The 20,548-nt window shown below is 68.2% G+C and carries 16 protein-coding genes; 4 read left to right on the top strand and 12 right to left on the bottom strand.

All coding sequences use genetic code 11. From position 1 onward, the window contains the following. The 6 genes from CHC08_RS43590 to CHC08_RS43615 form a co-directional block, all read right to left on the bottom strand. On the bottom strand, positions 1–2,326 hold a 2,326-nt coding region (locus CHC08_RS43590; protein WP_143653617.1), incomplete at its 3' end, for a DUF7507 domain-containing protein. 606 nt (positions 2,327–2,932) lie between these two features. Then, positions 2,933–3,835, bottom strand: coding sequence for a TauD/TfdA dioxygenase family protein (locus tag CHC08_RS43595; protein ID WP_089213262.1), 903 nt, complete (start codon positions 3,833–3,835; stop codon positions 2,933–2,935). A gap of 36 nt (positions 3,836–3,871) precedes the next feature. Next, complete coding sequence (locus CHC08_RS43600) at positions 3,872–4,702, bottom strand: ABC transporter ATP-binding protein (protein WP_089213263.1); 831 nt, start codon at positions 4,700–4,702, stop codon at positions 3,872–3,874. Beyond that, complete coding sequence (locus tag CHC08_RS43605; RefSeq protein ID WP_089213264.1) at positions 4,689–5,750, bottom strand: taurine ABC transporter substrate-binding protein; 1,062 nt, start codon at positions 5,748–5,750, stop codon at positions 4,689–4,691. The genes CHC08_RS43600 and CHC08_RS43605 overlap by 14 nt, the downstream gene beginning before the upstream one ends. Before the next feature lie 40 nt (positions 5,751–5,790). Beyond that, positions 5,791–6,687, bottom strand: a complete 897-nt coding sequence (locus CHC08_RS43610) for an ABC transporter permease (RefSeq protein ID WP_245878933.1) — start codon at positions 6,685–6,687, stop codon at positions 5,791–5,793. Positions 6,688–6,964: 277 nt separating this feature from the next. Continuing rightward, positions 6,965–7,336 (bottom strand): VOC family protein, encoded by a 372-nt coding sequence (locus CHC08_RS43615; protein ID WP_089213265.1) that lies wholly within the window; start codon positions 7,334–7,336, stop codon positions 6,965–6,967. 104 nt (positions 7,337–7,440) lie between these two features. On the opposite strand from CHC08_RS43615, the gene CHC08_RS43620 reads away from it, so the two are divergent. Next, positions 7,441–7,821, top strand: a complete 381-nt coding sequence (locus tag CHC08_RS43620; RefSeq protein WP_245878934.1) for a winged helix-turn-helix transcriptional regulator — start codon at positions 7,441–7,443, stop codon at positions 7,819–7,821. A gap of 158 nt (positions 7,822–7,979) precedes the next feature. Here CHC08_RS43620 and CHC08_RS43625 read toward each other — a convergent pair whose 3' ends face one another. Continuing rightward, positions 7,980–10,391 (bottom strand): DUF4132 domain-containing protein, encoded by a 2,412-nt coding sequence (locus CHC08_RS43625; RefSeq protein WP_143653618.1) that lies wholly within the window; start codon positions 10,389–10,391, stop codon positions 7,980–7,982. A 53-nt stretch (positions 10,392–10,444) separates the two neighbouring features. After that, the gene (locus CHC08_RS43630) at positions 10,445–10,837 is read right to left on the bottom strand and encodes a hypothetical protein (RefSeq protein WP_089213267.1); all 393 of its coding nucleotides are present in this window, start codon (positions 10,835–10,837) and stop codon (positions 10,445–10,447) included. 456 nt (positions 10,838–11,293) lie between these two features. Here CHC08_RS43630 and CHC08_RS43635 point away from each other — a divergent pair, with 456 nt between their 5' ends. Further along, positions 11,294–13,348 carry a hypothetical protein gene (locus CHC08_RS43635; RefSeq protein WP_143653619.1) on the top strand — a complete coding sequence of 685 codons (2,055 nt, stop codon included), beginning with the start codon at positions 11,294–11,296 and terminating at the stop codon, positions 13,346–13,348. Position 13,349: 1 nt separating this feature from the next. On the opposite strand, the gene CHC08_RS49005 is transcribed toward CHC08_RS43635, so the two are convergent. After that, positions 13,350–13,757, bottom strand: a complete 408-nt coding sequence (locus CHC08_RS49005; protein ID WP_143653620.1) for a hypothetical protein — start codon at positions 13,755–13,757, stop codon at positions 13,350–13,352. Positions 13,758–13,879: 122 nt separating this feature from the next. On the opposite strand from CHC08_RS49005, the gene CHC08_RS43640 reads away from it, so the two are divergent. Further along, the gene (locus tag CHC08_RS43640; RefSeq protein ID WP_143653621.1) at positions 13,880–14,170 is read left to right on the top strand and encodes a hypothetical protein; all 291 of its coding nucleotides are present in this window, start codon (positions 13,880–13,882) and stop codon (positions 14,168–14,170) included. Between the two features lie 647 nt (positions 14,171–14,817). On the opposite strand, the gene CHC08_RS43645 is transcribed toward CHC08_RS43640, so the two are convergent. Both CHC08_RS43645 and CHC08_RS43650 read right to left on the bottom strand, forming a co-directional pair. After that, entirely contained in the window at positions 14,818–15,495 is a 678-nt protein-coding gene (locus tag CHC08_RS43645; protein ID WP_089213270.1) for a response regulator, read from the bottom strand. Positions 15,496–15,505: 10 nt separating this feature from the next. Further along, positions 15,506–16,666 (bottom strand): sensor histidine kinase, encoded by a 1,161-nt coding sequence (locus CHC08_RS43650; RefSeq protein WP_179282562.1) that lies wholly within the window; start codon positions 16,664–16,666, stop codon positions 15,506–15,508. 218 nt (positions 16,667–16,884) lie between these two features. Between CHC08_RS43650 and CHC08_RS43655 the strand changes: the two genes are divergently transcribed. Continuing rightward, entirely contained in the window at positions 16,885–17,583 is a 699-nt protein-coding gene (locus tag CHC08_RS43655) for a hypothetical protein (protein WP_089213272.1), read from the top strand. 106 nt (positions 17,584–17,689) lie between these two features. Here the strand turns inward: CHC08_RS43655 and CHC08_RS43660 are convergent, their stop codons facing one another. After that, positions 17,690–20,479, bottom strand: coding sequence for an ATP-binding protein (locus tag CHC08_RS43660; protein WP_089213273.1), 2,790 nt, complete (start codon positions 20,477–20,479; stop codon positions 17,690–17,692). Positions 20,480–20,548 lie beyond the last annotated feature (69 nt).

Raw genomic sequence — 20,548 nt, forward strand, 5'->3', positions numbered from 1 at the left:
TCGTCGAGGCCTGCGGCGCCAACGTCGTCACCGGACACGTCACCGCCGAAGGCGTCCCCGAACCCGAGAACGACGTGTTCGTCACCCCCACACCGGTGAGGGTGGTTTCACCGGTGTTGGTGATGGCGTACGAGTACGTCACCGTCCTGCCCGCGGCCGTCACCGTGCTGGGCGCCGCCGTCTTCAACAGCGCCAACGACGAAACCTGCACGGGAACCGCCGTCGTGCCGGTCGCGCTGGCACTTCCCTGCTGGGTGGGCGTGTCAGAACTGGAGTACGCGATGGTCGCGCTGTTGGCCACCGTCGTGCCGGGCGAGTTGGGGCCGAGGGTGACCCGGAACGTCACGGAGGTGGATTGGCCCGGTGCCAGTGAGCCGCCGCTCGTGGCGTTCGCTCCGGTTCCCAGCTGTGCGCTGACCTGATTGCCGACGAACTGTGCCTGGTCATCCCCCGGGGCGTCCGTTTTGGGGCCGGCGTTGGGCCCCGATGCCACGGAGATGGTTCCCGGAACGTAGACGGCGTTGGTGGGGATCGGGTCGGAGAGCAGCACTCCGATGGCGGTGTCGTCTCCCGTATTGGTCGTGGTGACAGTGTATTCGAGCACCGAGCCGGGTTTGGGGGTTCCGCCGCCTATCAGCTGGGCTGACTTGGTCGTCTGCAGGTTCGCCTGGTGGAGGTCGGTCTGGGTGAAGAACGCTTGGGGCCAGTAGGCGTCCCCCACGGTGGCGAAGGTGAACTGGGCCGTGGTGTCGTTGTTACGGAACGCCGACGACGCGTTGATGATGTTGGAGTCGTACCCGAGCGTGTTGGTATAGGTCGGGTTTCGGTTGGTCACCTGACTGCCGAGCGTGGCGATGGTGGAGTTGAAGAAGTTGTCCGCCGGGTGGAGGGCGTCGGTGAGGGTGGTCAGTGGCCCATTGGTGGTCTTGACGCTCAGAGAGTCACCGACGATCGCGTTGTCACCGTCGAAAGCGACCTCGCCCAGCTGGACGTTCACCGCCCCGGTGGTCGGGGTCCGGAACCCGGACAGGTTGATCGTGGTGCTCGCGGCGCCGTTCTGCTGATACAGGAAACCGTCGAACACCGAGATGTTCCGCAACGGCAGCGAGGAGTCGCGGTAGGCCACCACCAGCGACCAGCCGCCGAACGCTCCGAGACCGTCGAGCCCTCGGGCGGCCTGCACGTTCGCCACCGCGTAGGTGCCGGCACCCGCCGACGCCACCAGGGAGGTGACATCCGCGGAGGCTCCGTAGACGATTCCGTTCGCGGTGACGTTGTCGGGGGTGTCGCCGATGTCACCGGCCGAGGCGGTGATCGTCCGGTAAGCGGTGTCACCCGGAGCCTTGATCAGTACTCGACCGCGCAGGCTGATGTCGGGCGCCAGGCGGTTGCCGGCTGGCAGGCCCGTCGTGTCGGTCGTGGTCTGGCCTCGCCCGCCCCAGTACAGCCGCGCGTAGGCCACCTGCGGGTTGGCCGACAACGTGAGGTCGGCGGTGCTGGAGTTGAAGGTCGTCGCGTCGCTGTCCACGTCGATGAAGGTGGCGGCGACGTTGTTGTTGCCCGAGCCGTTCTGACGGGTGGCGCAGTCGCTCACCTGCGGGGGGTAGCAGGTCACCACCGCGTTCGCCGCCCGGGTAACCGTCCCTCGGTAGTTGTTCATGTAGCGCTGGGAGAAAGCGATCGGCGCCCGGCGCGCCATTCGCGCACCCGCCTTCGCACCCGCCTTCGCACCCGGTCGAGCCGCCCCGGCATCGGCCCGGGTCTCCGTGGACGGCCGGCGCCCAGCGACGTCGCCGTCGGCGGTCTCCGGCACCGGATCGGCCGTGACGCCGGACGGCACCTGGGCAGGCGCACCGGCTGCGGCACCGGTCTCATCGGCCGGCGCGCTGGTGGCGACATCCGCGGTGGCATCGGCGGTGGCGGCATCGGTCGGCGCATGACGCTCATCGGCCTTCGCGCCGGCGGTGGCGTCGGCCCCGCCGGTCGGCGTGCCGACGGCCTCGGGGCCACCGGTCGCGTCCTGGCAGGTCCTCCCCGCGTGCGCGTCGACCGTCGGGATGGACATCCGGTCACCGTATGACCGGACGGCGTACCGGACCTCGACGCTGTCGCCCGCGCTCACATCGCCCGTCCACCTGAGCAGGGGCTTGCTGTAGGTCAACGTTCCCGAGGTCGCCTGCCTGTCGCCCACGGTCTCGCTGCCGGGGACGGCGGAAAGGTCTTCGGCGAAACTCGCCCCTTTCGCGTCGACGTCACCGGTGTTGGCGACGTGCACCGTGACGATCGCGCGCGCGCCTTCGACGTGCGCATCCCGCGTCAGCCGCAATGTCGGACCCGTCCCACCCGGACCGCAAGTGATCATAAATGATGGAATGGCGCTTTCATCGCGAGATGCAGCAGAAGAGGGATAAGTCGTTGGCTCCAGGCCGACCGCACATACCACAAATCCGGACAAGGCGCTTCTAAAGAAACCCTTGTACACATAAGCACAGCGCGACAAGGCCAACCCCCTGCAGAAATTCCGACAAATAGTGCCGAATTATTGAACGGGGGGTCGAGCTTTGCACCGCGACATTACTCCGACCGCAGCTTTAAGAGGATAACCAGATCATCAACGGCTGAAACATCAGCTGAGCACGGCAATCACGACCTGCCGGGCTATGGCGTCAGGAGGGTCCCTTTTCTTTACGTGCACCCTTTTTCCAGAAAAGTACCTCGATTACGATTCGTCTGATCTTGCCCATTACGAGAAGGGGCCAGATCAGGTGTCCATCTGGGGATATACCGATATACCGACACCAGCCTCGACCACTTCTACGGGAAGGTCGGAAATATCCGTGTCCAGCATGAAACGACTACATCCCAGGCAGAATCCTTGACCGGCGGCCCGCAGGCCGGCCGAACCTCACCGCCGTGAGCTCGCCACGGTCGATCAGTGCGGGCCGGGTTCGGGACCGCGTTCGGTCGCCACGGGACCGAAAGGCTGGTCGCCGCGCAGGGTGATGCGGTGCATGACGCGTCGCGTGGAGCCGTAGTCGCGGTTGGCGTAGTGCGCCGTGCTCCGGTTGTCCCACATCGCCACATCACCCGCACGCCACCTGTGGCGAACGATGTGTTCGGGCTTGGTCAGATGCGCGTACAGCAGGTCGAGGATGGCCCGGCTCTCGGCGTCAGAAACCCCGACGATGTGGGAGGTGAAGCCCGGGTTGACGAAGATGCCCCTGCGCCCCGTCTCCGGGTGCACGCGGATCACCGGGTGCTCCACCGGATCGAGCCGGGTGACGGTCTCGCCCTCCCAGACGTTGCCCTTCCCGCCACGCCGCTGGGCCAGGTAGTAGCCGAACTCGCGGTTGCCGTCGTGTACCGCGGTCAGCCGGTCCACCATCTCCCGCACCGGCGAGGACAGGGAGTCGTACGCCAGCTGGCTGTCGGCCCAGTTCGTGTCACCGCCCGCGACCGGCAGGTGCACGGCCCGGAGGATGGAGCCCATGGGAGGCCGGGACATGAATGTGACATCGGTGTGCCACACGTCGGCGAACCCGTTGTCGGAGCTGTCGATGGCGTAGATCTCGGGATGCGCGGCGTCCACGCCTCCGACCACGGGGTGGGACGCGGTGAGCTCGCCGATGCGCCGCCCCAGCGCCACCTGGCCGTCGTCGTCGAGGTTCTGCCCCCGGAAGAACAGCACCTTTCGTTCGACGAGCGTGGTCCTTACCGCCAGCACCTCCTCGTCGGTCGCGGTGGCAAGGTCGAGCCCGATGACCTCCGCCCCGAAGTTCGGGCCCAGTGGGTCGAGCGTCAGGCCGGCGAGCGCGTGTTCGGACGGGTGCGTCATCTCGGTACTCCGTTTCCGGGCGATCGGTGATCTGATTCAGGCGGCGCGGACGGCATGGCCGATCTCCGCGCGCAAGGTGGCGTATTCGGGAAGAGCGCGCAGTTCATCGGGTTCCAGTCCGGTACGCGGCAGGCCGACGTCGATGTCCAGCGCGACCCGTCCCGGACGCTGGGTGAGCACCACCACGCGGCTGCCGAGAAACACCGCCTCGTCGACACTGTGGGTCACGAACACCGACGTCCGGCCGGTCTCGGCGCTCACCTGGCGCAGGTCCTCCTGCAGACGCTCGCGGGTGAGGGCGTCCAGGGCGGCGAACGGCTCGTCGAGCAGCAGTAGCGGGTTATCGCCCGCCAGCGCCCTGGCTATGGCCACACGCTGCTGCTGGCCTCCGGATATCTGCCAGATCCGACGATCCGCGACGTCGTGCAGGCCCACCCTCTCCAGCAGTTCCGGCACCCTGCGCAGGCGTTCGTGGCGGGGCACCCCAACGTATCGGAGAGCGAGTTCCACGTTGCCGCCCACGGTCTTCCAGGGAAAGAGCCGGGGCTCCTGGAAGACGATCCCGGCTCCCTTGCCGGGCACCGGTTCGACGCCGCCGGTCCGTACGGATCCGGACGTGGGCCGCTCGAAGCCGGCGATAAGGCGCAGCAGGGTGCTCTTGCCGCATCCGGACGCTCCCACGAGTACGAGGAACGAGCCCTCCGGAACGGTGAGGGACACCGGTCCGAGCGCGGTGACGGCACCGGCGCCCCGGCCGTAGACGTGCTCGACCCCCCGCACGTCCACGGCCGCGGCACCCTCCTCCGCCCGGATGGCAGAACCCTCCGCCACCTGAATGGCCGAGGACGCGACGTCAGGAGAGCGCATTGGGGAGCCCCTTGTTGTAGATGGCCTTCTCTATGGTCGCGAGGTCAGGCACCGCGTCGATCTTCTGCTGGCTCTTGAGGAACTCGGCGGCGCTGACCAGGTTCTGCGCGAGCCCACCGACCTTGCCGGGGACGCCCAGCCATTCCGGGCCGGCCAGATCGGCAGGAGGCAGGAACACTCCCTGGCTGAGCTGGTTCTTGGCGTCGGCCGGGCTGATGTTGAGCTCCGCGCCCACGGCGGCCGCCGCGGCGTCCCGATCGCTCGCGATCAGGGTGAGCGCCTTGGCCTCGGCCTTGCGCCAGGCGTCGACGGCTTCGGGGTGCGCGTCGACGAACGCGGTGGACACCACGCCCAGGTCGAGGGTGGGCTTGCCCGCGGCGGCCAGTTCCCGGCTCGTGATGAGGACCTTGCCGTTCTTCTTCAGGTCGTCCAGGACGGGCAGCCAGACGTACGCGGCGTCGATGTCGCCCCGCGTCCAGGCGGCCAGGATGTCCTGCGGCTCCAGGTCGATGACGGTGACGGCGGACTCCGGCACCTTGGCCTGGGCCAGGGCCGCGAGCAGGCTGTAGTGGGAGGTCGAGGCGAACGGGCTGGCCACCTTCTTGCCGCGCAACCCCTCCACCGAGGAGATACCGCTGCCGTCACGGACCACCAGGGCCTCGTTGTCACCGGCCACGTCCAGGACGAAGGCCACCTGGTACGGGATGTTCAGGGGCGCCGACAGCCCGCGGGCCACCGGGCTGGAGCCGATGGCGGCGATGTCGACGCTCTTCGCGACGAAGGCCGTGTTGATGCTGGCGCCGGAGTCGAACTTGGTCCAGGTGATGCGGTAGTCCGGCAGCGCGTCCTCCAGCCAGTGCTTGTTCTTGACAATGAGGTCTCCGCTGGGAAACGCCTGGTAGGCGATGCGGATCGTCTTGTCGGCCGCGCCTCCGGCGCCACCGCCCGTACCTCCGGAGGCGGTGCCGTCGCCGCACGCGGCCAGGGCGGCCACCGTCGCGGCGGCCACGGTGAGCAGGAGCAGGCGTCTGAGACCTGGTCGGACCATGGGGGGTTTCCTTGTCTTGATCGTTCGAGCGGGGTGCCGCTCAGGCGCGACCGCGCCAGGGAATGAGCTTGTTCTCGGCGACACGCAGAACGGCGTCGATGAGCAGACCGGAGATGCCGATGGCGAACAGCCCGAGCACCACCACATCGGTCTGCAGGTAGCGCTGGGCGTCGCGAATCATGCCCCCGATGCCGGGCACGCCGTTGATGGTCTCCGCCGCGACGACCGAGGAGTAGGCGATGCCCACGGCCAGCCGGACGCCGGTGAAGATCTCCGGGAGGGCGTTCGGCAGCACGATGTCCCTCGTGACGTTCCACCGCGTCGCTCCGAGTGCCCGCGCGGCCTCCACCAGGCCCGCCGGGGCGGCGTACACCGCCGAGGCGGTGGCCACGGCGACCGGCGGGAGCGCCGCTATGGTGAGCAGCCACAGCTTCGGGGTCTCGTCGATGCCGAACCAGATGATCAGCAGGCTGAAGTACGCCAGGGGCGGGAGCGCCCGCACGAAGGTGACCAGGGGTTCGACCACGACGCGAATCCAGGGGACGGTGCCCATGACGACGCCGAGCGCGAGTCCCGCCACGACGCCGAGCACCGAGCCGATGAGGATGCGGCGCAGGCTGATTCCGAGATGCTCGATGAGGAAGTGGCCGCTGTAGCCGCGGATTCCGTCGTGGACGGTCGAGGTGAGCACCAGCTGGTCCCACACCGCCCGGGGCGAGGGTATGAAGGACGGGTTGCGGGTGGCGCTCGCCACGAGCTGCCAGAGCAGGAGCAGGACCAGGATCGACAGCAGGCGCACGCCGAACCGGCGATACTTCGACGCGCCCGCGCCAGGAGGCGCCGTGGGAGGTGCCGAACCTCCCCTGCTCGCGGTGACGGCCTGCTGTGCACCGGGCTCGGCGGAGGGGTCGGGCTGGAAGGAGATGGAAGAGGTCACGGGGTCGCTCCGGGGGGCACGCTCTCCGGCCCGCACCGGCTTGCCCGTTACGGCGCGAGTGGAAGGGGATGGGCGGCCGGCGGCTGACGCCCTACCGGCCGAGGGAGGTGGTCAGGAGCGACAGGTCGTGCCAACGAGGCGGCACGGGTTGACGTGAAGGCGCCGGGTAATAAACATGCCTATTTCCTACCGTAAATAAGGGGAATAGACAAGCTCTGTCCCGCAGCGGGGAATGATGTGGCCGGCGCTGATCAGACTCAGTGGTGCCGCTGCCGTGTCAGCCGATGATGCGCTGGACGAGATCGGGCGTCCACTCCACGTACTCGATCTCGGCACCGTCCACATGGCGGGCGTAGAGAAACCTGCTGACCTCGGACTTGGCCTCGGGCACGGTGATCCGCCCGCCGTGCGCCGCGAGCTGCCGGGTGAGCTCATCGAGGTCGGAGACGACCACGGTGGCGGAGGCGGGATACTGCGCCCGCTCCTCCAGCGGCACCTCGATGACGAGGAAATGCCCGATGGCGGCAGCCTTGACGTTGTCGAACGCGAAGCGGATATCGGGCTCGCGGCCGACCAGTTTCCGGAGGAGGGGCAGCGCCTGGTCGAGGTCGTCCACCCAGAGCCGGGCGTAGGTCCTGAGAATGCTCATCGCGTGTTCCTTTGCTTCATGCTCTCTTGTGGTTACTGGCTAACGGTAGGAGAGTGAGAGCTGACCAGGAAGAACGCACTTTTTCGTGAGAGAGGAACCTCACGGTGACCGAGCAGTTGAGCAGCGTGGAGGAACGCGGCGATGTGATGCGCGCCCAGGCGCTGGCAAGGGAGATCTTCGCCAACATCGCCAACAAGTGGGCGTTGCTGATCATCAACGCCCTCGGCGAGAACACCCTGCGCTTCACGGAGCTACACGCGGCGGTCGAAGGCATCAGCCACAAGATGCTCACCCAGACCCTGCGCACCCTGGAACGCGATGGCGTGGTGAACCGCCTCGTCCACCCCACGGTTCCACCGCGCGTCGACTACACCCTCACGGAAGCCGGCCTGAGCCTCCAGACGACGGTCAACGCCATGTGCGTATGGACCCGCCGGCACCTGGACACCATCGACGAGGCCCGCCACCACTTCGACGCGCGATGATTCCGCCTCGGCCGGTTCGGCAACCGATCTAGTGGTAGCCGAACCGGCCGAGGCGGTGCCGAGCAGTGACCGTGCTCCGCCCGGAGCGATAGAACGGACGCGCTGATCGGCTCCCGGTGAGCGGTGATGAGCGCCCCGAGGAGACCGCCACGGCGTTTTCAGGCGACGAACTGGCGGGTGATCGACGGATCGACGATGGTCGTGTCGTCGGCGAGCAGGAACGCCTTGGACAGGATGACCGAGAGCATTCCGCCGTCCTCCTCGAAGGGCAGGAAGACGGATGCGGTGCTGCGGTCGTGCCCGGGGACGATGCACAGGTAGGCGTCGTTGGGCTCCATCAGGATGTTGCCCGAGCCCAGGTGGATCTTGTAGGTCCGCCGATCTCCGCGCACGCGCAGGAACCGGTCGGTCAGCTCCGCCCGATCGGCGATCTTCAACCGGGGCAGCAGCCGGGTGAGCGCGTCGCGTCGAGTTTTGGCGGTCTCGGTGAGCTCACCGAACCCGTAGGAGTTCCAGTACTCCTCGTGCCCGCCGGTCGCCTGCTGGTCCAGGCCAACGGAGGTGACACCGACGGCCAGGTCGGCGTCGCGGAGCACCTCCGACAGCACCAGCGGCGGCACCTCGGTCAGCGGCGCCCCCACGTGGCCGACGCGGTTCCCCATCTCGCCGTACGGGGAAAGCTCCTGCTCATCGCGGTAGAAAGTGATCTGTTCGCCGGCGCAGAAGGACGCGGTGCCCCACCCGTCGGCTTCCCCGTCTCCCTCCACATGCATGCCCCAGCGGGCGCGCCAGCCGGACAGCTCCTTGATCGCCTCGCCCTTGTCGCCACTGCACTCGGGGTCCCAGTGGCCGATCGACAGGTCGGTCCAGCCGCGCTGGTTGAGCAGGGCCTTGGCCTGGCCGTAGCGCATCACGTGACCGGCGAACCGGTTGGAATAGGTGCCGGTCTGCTCCTCGGCCGGAGTCAGCAGGTAGATCTCACGGAAGGCCTGCTTGTACGGCTGGCGCACCCCGTGCTCCAGCAGGTGGTCACGCCATGCCCGCACGTCCTCGGCCGTCTCCCGGATCGGGTGCCACAGCTGGACCGGAGTATCCGGATTCGGCTGAATATGGCGACCCTGCGGATCGATGAGCTCCCATCCCGAATCGGTTCGGACGGGGAGCCCTGACGGGCCCTGGAGGATCTGCCAGATCAGGTTCCGGGCGTACAGGCCGGTAACCGGGTGGTCGAGGAAGAATTCGGTCACCTGGTGCCAACGCCACATCCGGTCCTCGATCAGCGCCCGCTCCAACCGGAACCGCTCGGCCGGCAGCGCTTGTTTGAGATCCTTCAACGTGGCCCTGAGCTCGGCCAGCGCGGGGTCCTGACGGATCGCCTGCGGTACCGACTTGACGATCTTCCCGGCAGGATTGACAAAACGGAGCGCGGGACCGTCGGCGCAGAGCCGTACGAGACAGTCGCCGATCTTCTCCTCCCGCACCCCGTCCGGACCGAGCCCGAAGGTCGGCACGGTGCGGTCCAGCAACTGCTCACGGCTCAGCCCCGTCGAGGCGGCCACCGCGTCCAGGGTGCGCGCCACATTGTTCAGCACAGACTTCTTGCGGACCTTGACCTGCACCCTGGCCAGTGACGCGACGGTGTCCAGCCCACCGCGTCGGGACAGGACGTTCACGGCGGCGTTGGCGAGCCTCTCGCTGCGGCAGTTCGCGCCCGACCCGCCGATCCCGGTCCCGCAGGTCAGGGCGACGTCACCGAGGAGCCCGATCACCCATGGCTCGTCGATCAGCTCGCACGTCCACACCATGCCGCGCACCGGCACGGCGGTGCGCTCGTGCAGGAAGACGGTCTCCGTCCACTCGTAGCCCTCGTCGGTCCGGTGATCGATCTTCTTCTCCCGGTGTGCCGCCACCCGGGCGAGGATCTCGCGGACGATGTCGGCGGCCTCGGGGGTCAGGAGCGCTTTGGCGGTCTTGAGCCATTTTCCGCTGGGTTTGGAGGACCTGGCGGTGTTCCAGTGGCGCAACAGGGGCAGGACCGCGGGATCGGCCAGGCGCGCGCCGTACTTCTCGGCCAGAAGGTGAGCGACGTCGTCGCAGTCCCAGATCACGTTTCGCACCACGCCGGCCGGACCGTTCTCGGCGGGCTCGGTCAGCACGTCCTCCAGCTGATCATGAAGAGCGTCCCAGACCGGCCTGTGGTACTGACGGAACCAACTCGGCGTTTCCCCCAAGGTAAGGCGACGGTCCGCATAGCCCAGCGTCCGGATCGCGGCCAGTGGGATCCGGTACAGCTCCAGGTAGTTGGTGTGCATCCTGGTCATCAGCTCGTTGGCGGTCGACCAGAGGAAACGGATGTCCTCGGCCGTCCACGGGATGTCGCCCTCGGCGGCGAGCCGGGTCGCGCACAGGACGTGCTCGTCGTAGTCGTGGCCCCCGTCTCTTCCCAGGCTGAGCCGCATCTGCGCCCAGCGGCCGAACATCCGCAGATCGCTCTCCCCGTCGGGAAGCTCCCGTCCCGCGTCGAAGGCCGCGTCGAACCGGGCGAAGGCATCGCGGAACAATGAGTCCACCTGGCGAATGGCATGGTCGTGAGCGCGCGGAAAGTCGTCGAGGACGCCCATGTTCAGCCTCCGACCAGGGGAACGAGCTTGATGAACGACAGGACCGGGTCGACGGTCAGGTCGATCACCTCGGACAGGTCGTCGATCTGACGCTCTCCGACCAGCAACAGGAACCCGTTGCGCTGGAACGCCCGCTCGGCGATGTCCGCCTGACGCTCCCAGTCGATCCGCCGTGTCGCGCCCATCCGGTAGCCGTTCAGCTCCACCTCGGCGTCCACGGGACGGACCAGGCCGTTGAACCGGGCCGAGGGATTGGCGTTGTAGCGAGCGACCTCCTCGCGGACACGGAGTCGTACCAACTCTCGCGCGAAGATGTTTTCCGGCAGGTCAGGGAGTGTGAACTCCTCTATCGGCTTTCCTGTCGCGGTCTCATCCCGGAAAACGACCGTTGCCATCCCGCAGCTCCACAAATCATCGGAATCGTTGTGATGGCTATAACTATCAGTCGGCTCCGACATAAATCCGACGCCGCAGTCGGCGGCGGGGTCCGCCTACCTGTACGGGGCCGCGCCCCAGCCGAGGAAGCCCCCGCCGTCAAGCTCGATGAGCTGATCGAGGCCTTCGCCCCCACCCCCGGCGCGTACGGCAAGTTCTGCGGCTCACCCACCGATTCCCGATGCCCCAGAGCGAATCACGGCGGGCTTCCCACCGGTCCGTCACATTCCGCACCCCTTGACACCGGTCGAGAATCAGGTATCGGACAGTCAACATCGCGTCCGCGATGACCGATCTCACGAGGATAAGGCGTTAAGGCTGGAAACAATCCCATAATGCCAAACGTGCCCGCGTTGCCCACTCTTTAGTGTTCTCATTAGAGGATAGAGTGGAATACTAAAAATAGCGTGAGAGGAATGGTGGAGCCGATGCCATCGGGGACGGGGCCTTTGTCGCCGGACTTCGCCGGAATCGACCCCGATCTGATGCAGGGCTTCGTCACCGCGCTGGAGCGCGGTCGCGACGTGATCGGCGAGCAGTCCGAGCGGATCCGGCAGTTGCTCGCAGCCGCCGACGTGTCGGCGGCAGGGCTGCAACCGATAAAGGAGATCGACGGCTGGGTCGGCGATGAACTCCCGGGGCTGCGCAAACGTCTGCAAACGATCAACCAGGACCTCCCCATGCTGGGAGGGACGCCCGGCCTCCCGGGGCAGACCTCGGCATGGGCCAATGGCTGGCTCCAGGACGCGTTCAAGTGGGGGCTGCTGCCCTACGACGAGAAGACGGGAAAGTCCCCGGCGGGCAGCGCGAAGAAAGGCACCGAACTCGCCTTCGAGCTCAGCCGTCTTCCTCCGTCCTCCCTGGGCTTGCCCACCGCCGCCTACGACCGAATCCTCGACGAACTCGCCGACGGGCAGAAGGACGCCTACCTCACCGCCGGGTTCTTCCGGGTCGCCGGCCCCAAGGGCATGCTCGACATGCTCCAACGCCTGGAGAGGTACGACAAGCAAGCGGCCGACGAACACCGGAAGGTCATAGGCAACGCCCTGGCCACGGCGGTCGGCGCGCAGCCGGGTCTGCTCGGCTCAGCGTGGGAGGCGGGCAACCTCAAGAAGGCCTCGGGGAGCGAGCTGGCATCCCTACTCAGGTATGGAATGTTCCCCGCCGCGTGGCTCACCGAGATAGCGCGAGGCAGGGTAGAAAAGCCGATCAGCGCGGGCGACGGCACTCGTCCTCGGCGTTGGAAGACCGATCTCGTCCCGCTGCTGCCCGCCCTGGCGAACAATCCCGACGTGGCCAGGGACCTGTTCAACGCCATGTCACACGAAGACCTCAGAGACCTGTTCACCGAGCTCAATCGCGTGGAAACCCCCGAACACACCTTTCAGCGGCCTCCGGGCATGGATTTCGACGTCAGCGCGGAGTTCGGCCGGATGCTCGCCGCCGGAGGCGGAGCCTATGAGAAGGGCCCGCACAGCCCCGAGGCCGCGAAGTTCGCCTTCAACGTCATGACCATCATGGGAGACCTCAGGGACACTGACGGCACCGAGGGCTCTCCGGGCACACCGATGGAGGTCGCACCGGGAGCCAGGATCTTCATGTCGACGCTGGCCGGCGCCTACGCCACCGAGATCACCGAGGGCGCGAACATCGGCGATGCCAATATGACCGAGGCGAGCACCCTGAAGCCCTTCACCTCGGCCTTTGGCATGACGTCGGCGTTCACTCTGAGTCCGAAGGACACCTATCGCTTCCTGAAGACCTTCGCCGACTCCGCCAAGAATCTCGCCCCGTTCGACCGGGGAATGGGCCGTCTCTCCCAGGAAATCATCGCCGACGCCTCTGCGACGACCCGGCGCACCGGCGACGCCGAGCAGATGGACCGGGTGTTCACGGCCCTGGGCAATGTGCGCGGCTTCGAGCTGGCCGCCGTCGAGAAGGTCCAGGGCAACCTGGACATGATCGACAAGCAGCAGAAGGACGTGGTGAACTTCACCCGCGACACCGCCATCGCGTTGGTGAGCATATTCGCCGCGCCGACCCTGGCATATGACTTCGCCTGGCTGGCGCTGAGCACCTCCCTCGCCGCCGAGGGCGCGTTCGGCGAAGAGGATGAGACCCGGATGGACCGATCTGACAAGGAAGACGACCTCGCGACGCTCGGCCGCCAGCACACGTATGCGCAGGTGCTCATGGCCAACGGCTTCGCCCCGAAGGTGACGCCCGCCGAGTTCCAGGCCGCCTGCCCGCCCGGGGTGGCCATCGCTGACACCAAGGGCAACCTCAAGCCGTTTTCCGAACTGGCCAAGCAGGGGAACAAGGGGCTTGAGGCATTCGAGAGATGGGCGGCAGCCAACGGGATGGGCAGCAAGGAAGATCTGTCCATTGGGAAACTGTCCGACGACACGGCAAGCTGGTTCGAAGGCGGCAACAAGCGCGGTCGACAGCGTAGCCTGGCCTTCGACAGTTAATTCACGAGGTCGGTAGACACTCGGTTTCGCCTCTGACCGCGTACTTCCCCTTGCCAGGTGACTCCAAAATCATCTTTGTCTTGTACTCGTCATTGGCAAGTTTGATAGGAGCGTCGCCACGATCTTCAACGATGCGATATGAGGCTACCCCGGAAAGTGAGCCTAGAAGGAGAGTATTGAGACTGTCTGCCCCACGTTGCGCTGCCCCATCCATACCAGTGGCCGCGAAAGTTCGCTTGGCTTTGCCCTCACCACAGGGGGTGTCACGCCCGCCGAAATCGGTGATTCGGACATCCAAAGCATGGCGCTTTTTCATCAACTCGGTGATATGTGATTTGAGCGTTTCACCCGCTTCCGCCGCTGTAGGGCCGCTGTCGGCACATCCGGACACCGCCAGCAATGCCGCCACACAAACCATGACACCGCGCCGCACAGAACATGCCACGAATTCCTCCAGGGCTGGCTGACGTGCCGTAGATCTAATAATGTCCAATGAATCTGCTCGATGTATCCGCATCCGAAGAGGGATATATGAATCCTCGTCCGGAGGACTTGGTGCCCAACCCCCGGCGTCAGGTGTTGGAACAGACATTGGCGGAGGTCAGGGCGCGGGTCGCGATCCTGGAGGCCGCGCTCGACCCCGCCCACGGGCAGTTCACCGGCCAGCCCGTATGGGTGGGACCGACGGGCCGGCGGTTCGCCGAAGACCTCAGCGCCCGCCGCGCACGGCTGCGCCAGGCGGCCAGCGCCCTCGTCGACGCGCTCGAAGAGGAGCTCCGGTCCGTCCCGGCCGAGGTTCCGCCTTCCGTCACTCGGCATTGACGTGTGCGGTCGGAATCCAGCCGAGGACCGCATCGTAGCGATGATCGTGCGGTCCCTTCTTCTGGAAGCGCCGGTGGGAGCTCGTCGAGGTCGGAGACGACCACGGTGGAGGAGCCGGGATACTTCGCCCGCTCCTCCAGCGGCACCTCGATGACCGTTTCAGCAGCGGACTCGCCGTCACGGCCCTGCGGCGCGTGACCCGTCCCGCCACCGTCCACAACCTCTTCGTCGCCGGTTCGCATACCTACAAAATCAAAATCGCTACCCACGACGTCCTCGTACACAGCTGACCATCAGCGAACCGCCTCGATCGGGCGACGGATAGGGGACCGTGGCGGGACCGCGGGCTCAGGTGGTCGGGACCGCCGGGTGGATGTACTGCTGGCATGCATACGATGACATCTCCTCCGCATAAGCGTTGATAGGGCGGCCTCGCCCAAGCCGGTGACGGCGTCGGGGGCGGCTCGGTCGTGGAGGCGGCCGGCGTGGTCGGGCAGGCAGATGTATCCATGTCAAGAAGCTCTCGGCAGGGCATGCCGAAGTTGTTGAGGCGTGCAAGCCCGGCCAGGCGTCCTGCACGGCGTCAATGGACCCCGAGGCCCGCGACGACAGCTCGAGGTCTTCGGCGTCCTCGCCGGTGCCTACGATTAGGCACGGTCATGCTCTCCGGGGCGGACGAGTCCGCTCTCGTAGGCGAAGACGACCGCCTGGACGCGGGTGGTCAGATTCAGCTTCATCAGGACCCGGGACAGGTGGGTTTTGACCGTCGCCTCTCCCAGGTAGAGCCGGGCGGCGATCTGGGTGTTCGTCAGGCCCTGTGCCAGCAGCTTCAGCACGTCCGTCTCCCGGCTGGTGAGCGACTCCAGCTCGGCCGCCCGACTCGTGGTGCGGGTGGGGTCCGGCTGACCGGCGAACGCGGCGATCACCCGCAGCGTCACCGCCGGGTGCAGCAGCCCCCCGCCGGCCGCGACCGTCCTGACCGCCTCGATCAGGTGCTCGGGCGGAGCGATCTTCAGCAGGAAGCCGCTGACCCCGGCGCGCAGGGCGGCGGCGACATGCTCGTCCTCGTCGAACGTGGTGAGCACGATGACCTTGCTGTCCGGGTTATCGCGCACGAGCCGCCGCGCCGCCTCCAGCCCGTCCATCCTCGGCATGCGCACGTCGATCAGCACGACGTCCGGCCGGGTGCGCGCGACCAGGGCCAGAGCCTCGATACCGTCGGAGGCCTCGCCGACGACCTCGATGTCCGGCTCGCCGCTGAGCACCATCCGCAGGCCCACGCGGACCATGGCCTCGTCGTCGGCGAGTGCTACCGAAATGGTCATGCCGTTGTTCCTACCATGTGCGGGGGATGGGGAATCGGGCGCGGACCGCGAAACCGCCACCCGGCTCGGGACCGGTGTGCAGGCTCCCGCGCACCATCGTCAGCCGTTCGCGCATACCGACCAGCCCGTGGCCGCCACGCCTGGCGGTCTGTCCGACGGGTTCGTGTGCCGGCCGTCCCGGCTCGTTGCGCACCTCCAGGGTGAGCGCCTGCTCGGTGTAGCCGATGGCGACCATGGTCGGCACCTGGCCGGCGTGCCTCAGCACGTTCGTCAGGGCTTCCTGGAGCACCCGGTAAGCGGTGAGGTCCAAGACCGGCGGCAGCCGCGGCAGCTCGGCCGGGGAATTCAGGGTCACCTCTAGACCAGCGGCGCGGACATCCGAGATCAGCTCGTCGACCCGGGCCAGCGAAGGAGCGGGCGACGGCCGTTCGCCGTCGACGCGCTCGCGCAGGATGCCGACCAGCCCGCGCATCTCCTCCACCGTCTGCCGCCCGAGATGTTCCAGCCCGGCCACGACCTCCTGCTCGGCCGGGCGGTCGGCGAGCAGCCGGCGCAGGCCGCCCAGTTGCAGGGTCATCACGCTGACCGAGTGCGCGACCGCGTCGTGCACCTCCCGGGCGATGCGCGTGCGCTCCTGCGCCACCGCGGCCTGGGCGTTCGCCTCGCGTTCGGCGTCGAGGGCGGCGGCCAGTTCGGCGAGCTTGACCGCCCGTTCGCCGCTGCGCCGCGCGAGCAGCCCCATGAACCAGCCCGGCAGGAGGATCGCAGGGACGAAGAACAGCTCCCACAACGTTCCGCCGGCCCCGATCGACATGCCCGCGAAGGACACGCCCGCGGCGCACAGCGCCACGGCCGAATGCCGCGGCGGCTCACGCCAGCCGACCCACGCCACCACCCCGATCAGCCCGATCATCGCCGCACCGCCGACCCCCGGCGCTCCGAACGCGACCACGGCCACGGGCAGGCAGACAGCCGCGATGACCGTGCCGGCCAGCGGATACCAGGCCGCGACCACCACCCCGAAGCCCAGCGCGACCCCTGAGATCCACGTGGCCGTGGCGCTCGCTCCGAAGGAATCGTCGAGCCGGGTCTCCAGGACGGCCAGGAAGCCGATCAGCGGTCCGAACACCAGCGGAATGAGGCGGACGTCTCTCAGCCGGGTCATCGTCATGGCCACCGATCGTAACCATGCGCGGCCTCGGCCGACTCCGCCGGATGGCGGACCCTCGCCGGTTGCCGGGTCCGCCGAACAGCGGACCCACCCGGCATCCGGTCCATCGAAGCGGGGAGCCATCACGGTGCGCAACGGCTGACTCGCCACAGGGCGCCATGGCGGAAGAGTTCTCCCCGTAACGATCCCCGCAATGACATGCGACACGGAGGTACGACATGACCCCCCTTACCCACAGCGCCACGGCGACCGCGGAGATGCTCCCCGAGGACGCCGACCGAACCGGCCGGTTCCTGCGGCGCGCCGGCGGTGCCGCCCTGATCGGCAGCCCCCTGCTGATACTCGGCGGCATGATGACCTGCCCGCCCCAGGACTCCAACTCGACGGTCGACTACATCACCTCACTGGCCCGCGACAGTTTCCTGACCGAGCTGTCGGCGATGCTGCTCCACTACGGCCTGATCGTCGGCGCGCTCGGCGCGCTGGCCGTGCCCGGGCTGGTGCGCGGCCGCAAGGGCCGATGGCCGGTGCTGTTCGGCGCGCTGGCCACCGCGCTCGGGCTGCTGAACGTGTCCGGGGCCGTGCGCGACGACTGGTGGCGGATGGTCACCGGGCAGCAGCTCCCCATCGACGTCGCGGCGCGCATCTCCGATACCGTGGACGCCTCGGCGTTCATGCCCCTGTGGAGCGGCACCGAGATGTTCGCCTTCCTGGGCCTGCTCTCGTTGTGCGTCGGGCTTGCCCGGGCCGGCGTCGTCGGCTGGTGGCTGACCGCCGCCTATCTCGGCGCTTTCGTCGGGATGATGTTCATCCCGGCCAGCCTGACGTACGTGGTGGGCGGCGCGTTCGCCATGCTGTACCTCCCCCTCGCGGTCGCCGGCGTGCGCGCCTTCCAGCGCGAGCGCGCCGCCGCGTGACCTGGCGCCGGCGGCACGGAACGATCGCTCCATGCAGTTCACCTTCACCGCCACCGTCTCGGCCGACCGGCCGGGCAAGGTCGGCGACAGGTGGCTTCGCTCCGGGTTAGACGCGGTGCTGGTGGACCTGGCCGGACACCAGGCGGTTCAGCAGGGTGTACGCATGGGACTGGGACAGGGCTGCACCCTGGCGCAGGCAGTCGGCGAACACCTCGGGCGGCAGCGCCTGCCGTACCTGCTCGGTCTGTTGCGGCGCGTCCGCCGGGTCCATCTCCAGCGGCGAGAAACCGACCCGGGCGCCGATGGCCTGGACCGCGCCGAGCAGCCGCGCGCCATCCTCCGGCCGCTCGGTCTGGGTGAGCGCCGCGGCCAGTGTATGCGCGATGACCAGCCAGGAGGTGAGGTCGCCATCGTCATCCAGCAGCCGCAGCATCGGCACGCCCGCCGCCAGCGCCTGTTCCGCCAGGCCCAGCTTCAGGTCGGTCTTCACCAACAGCCAGGTGGAGGACGCCTGGACGAAGCGGTGCCCGCAATGGGTGGCGACGGTGATCGACTCCGTCAGGGTCTCACAGGCCTCGGCCACCTCGCCGCCGAACAGCAGGAGCATGCCGATCACCATCAGGGCCTCGGCCTCCAGCCAGGTCAAGCCGGTCAGGCGCGACAGGTCCAGGGCGGCCCGCGCGTCCGCGACAGCCGTGGGAGCGCCACAGAGCCCGCCGAACAGCGCCCGGTAGGTGAGGCCCTGCCCTTCGGACTGCAGGTTGCCCGCGGTCCTGGCGGCCTCGGCGGCGTCTTTGGCCGCCCGGTGGGCGGCCGGGAGGTTCCCGGCCAGATAGTGCAGGCCGGCCATGCCGATCAGTGCCCTGGCCTGCAGTCCGGGCGGGGCGTCCGGGGTGAGCTCCATCGCCGTGGTCAGCCAGCCGAGCCCTTCGGTGACATGCCCGCGCCGGTACCAAAACCATGACAGTGCCCCGCTCAGCCGCAGCGCGTACTCGCTGTCGCCGGCCAGCAGGGCCGTGGTGAACGCGGCCCGGTGCTCGGGCTGATCGGTGATGAGCAGCCCGATCGCGGGCACCGCCTGGTGGCCGCGCAGCCGGGCCTCGGCCGCCTCGGCGCGGGCCAGTACCCAGGCCCGGTGCGCGGCCTGGGTGCCGCCCAGCTCCACCGGATCCTGCCGGGTCCGGGCGAAGTCCTTGAGCGTCTCCAGCAACCGGTAGCGGCGCGGTGCCGTACCGGCCTCCACGGTGACCAGCGACTTGCGCACCAGCGCGCTCAACCCGGCCAGCACCGGTCCGTCGCACACCGCGGCCGCGGCGTCCAGGTCGAAGCCGGCGGCGAACACGCTGAGCCGGTTGAACAGCCTGCGCTCCTCCGGCTCTAGCAACCGGTGGCTCCATTCCACCGTGCGCAGCAACGTCCGGTGCCGCTGTGGCCCCGGCCCGGAGGTCAGCACCGCGAAGCGGTCGTCCAGCGCGGCGAGGATCTGGTCGACCGACAACACCCGGCATTGCGCGGCGGCCAGCTCGATCGCCAGCGGCAACCCGTCCAGCTCGCCGCACAGCCGCACCGTGGTCTCCAGCTCGGGGGGCGTCGGTTTCCATCCCGGCACGGTGGCTGTGGCACGGCTCACGAACAGCTCCGTGGCCTGCATGGCGGAAAGCGGCGGCACCTCGTACACCGCCTCACCGATGGCCCCGAGGGTTTCCCTGCTGGTGGCGAGGACGCGCAGTTCGATGGTGTGCGCCAGCAGCTCGGTGACCGTTTCGTGGACGGCGTCCACCAGGTGCTCGCAGTTGTCCAGCACCAGCAGCAGCCGGCGATCGCGCAGTGCCTCGGTGACTCGCCTCGTGGTGGACGCGCCGGAGATGCCCAAGGCCTGTGCGATCGTCCCGGCCAGCAGCGCAGGCTCCGTGAGACCGGCCAGCTCGACCAGCCATGGTTCGCCGATGTCCCGGCATGCGCGGGCGGCCTCCAGCGCCAGCCGGGTCTTGCCGATCCCGCCCGGCCCGGTGAGCGTGACCAGCCGATGGTCGGCCAGCAGCGCGGTCACCTGCAGGAGCTCGGTGGCACGGCCGACCAGTCTGGTCACAGGGAACGGCAGGTTTCTGACCGCGCCGATGCGCGGCGCGGGCTGCGGGAGCAGGCCCCCGTCCTGGGACAGCACGGCGGCCTCCAACTCGCGCAGCGCCAGGCCTGGGTCGATGCCCAGCTCCTCCGCGAGCACCTTCCTCGCGGACCGCAGCGCCGCGAGCGCGTCGCCCTGTCGTCCCGCGCGGTACAGCGCGAGCACGAGCAGCTCCCAGCCCCGTTCGCTCATCGGATGTTCGGCCGTGTGCTTTTCCAGGTCTCCCACCACGGCGGCGTGCCGGCCCAGTGCGAGCCGCGCCGCGAACAGGTTCTCCTGGGTCGCCAGGCGCAATCCTTCCAGCCGGGCGACCTCGGGGGCCGCGAAGGGGGCGTCGGCGAAATCCGCGTACGGCTGACCCCGCCACAGTTCCAGGGCCTCGGCCAGCACTGTCACCGCCGCCGCGGGATCGTCCTGTACCAGCTGCTCACCCTCGCCGGACAGCCGCGCGAACCGCTCGGCGTCCACCTCGTCGAGGTCCACCCGCAGCGCGTACCCGACGCCCTCTCGCGGCAGAACATCGGATTGCGCCTTGGCGGCCCTTCCCGGTTCCAGGGCTTGGCGCAGTCTGGCGATGTAGGAGTGCAGTGTCGTCATCGACGGTGTGTCGTCGCCCCACAAGGCCGTGACGATCCGTTCGGCGGACACCACCTGCCCCCTGGCGGCCACCAGTACGGCCAGCACCGCGCGCTGCCTCGGCCCGCCGAGCGCGGCCTCGACCCCGTCGACCTCGGCAGACACCGGCCCCAGCACGTTGACACGCAGCGCCACATCGCCCCCGGTTCCGCGGCTCCCGCCGGCCCTGACAAGGTTGAGTTTGAACGGGCGCCGCTGACGCGC

The sequence above is a fragment of the Streptosporangium subroseum genome, from assembly GCF_900188345.1.
In the GTDB taxonomy this organism is placed as follows: Bacteria; Actinomycetota; Actinomycetes; order Streptosporangiales; family Streptosporangiaceae; genus Streptosporangium; species Streptosporangium subroseum.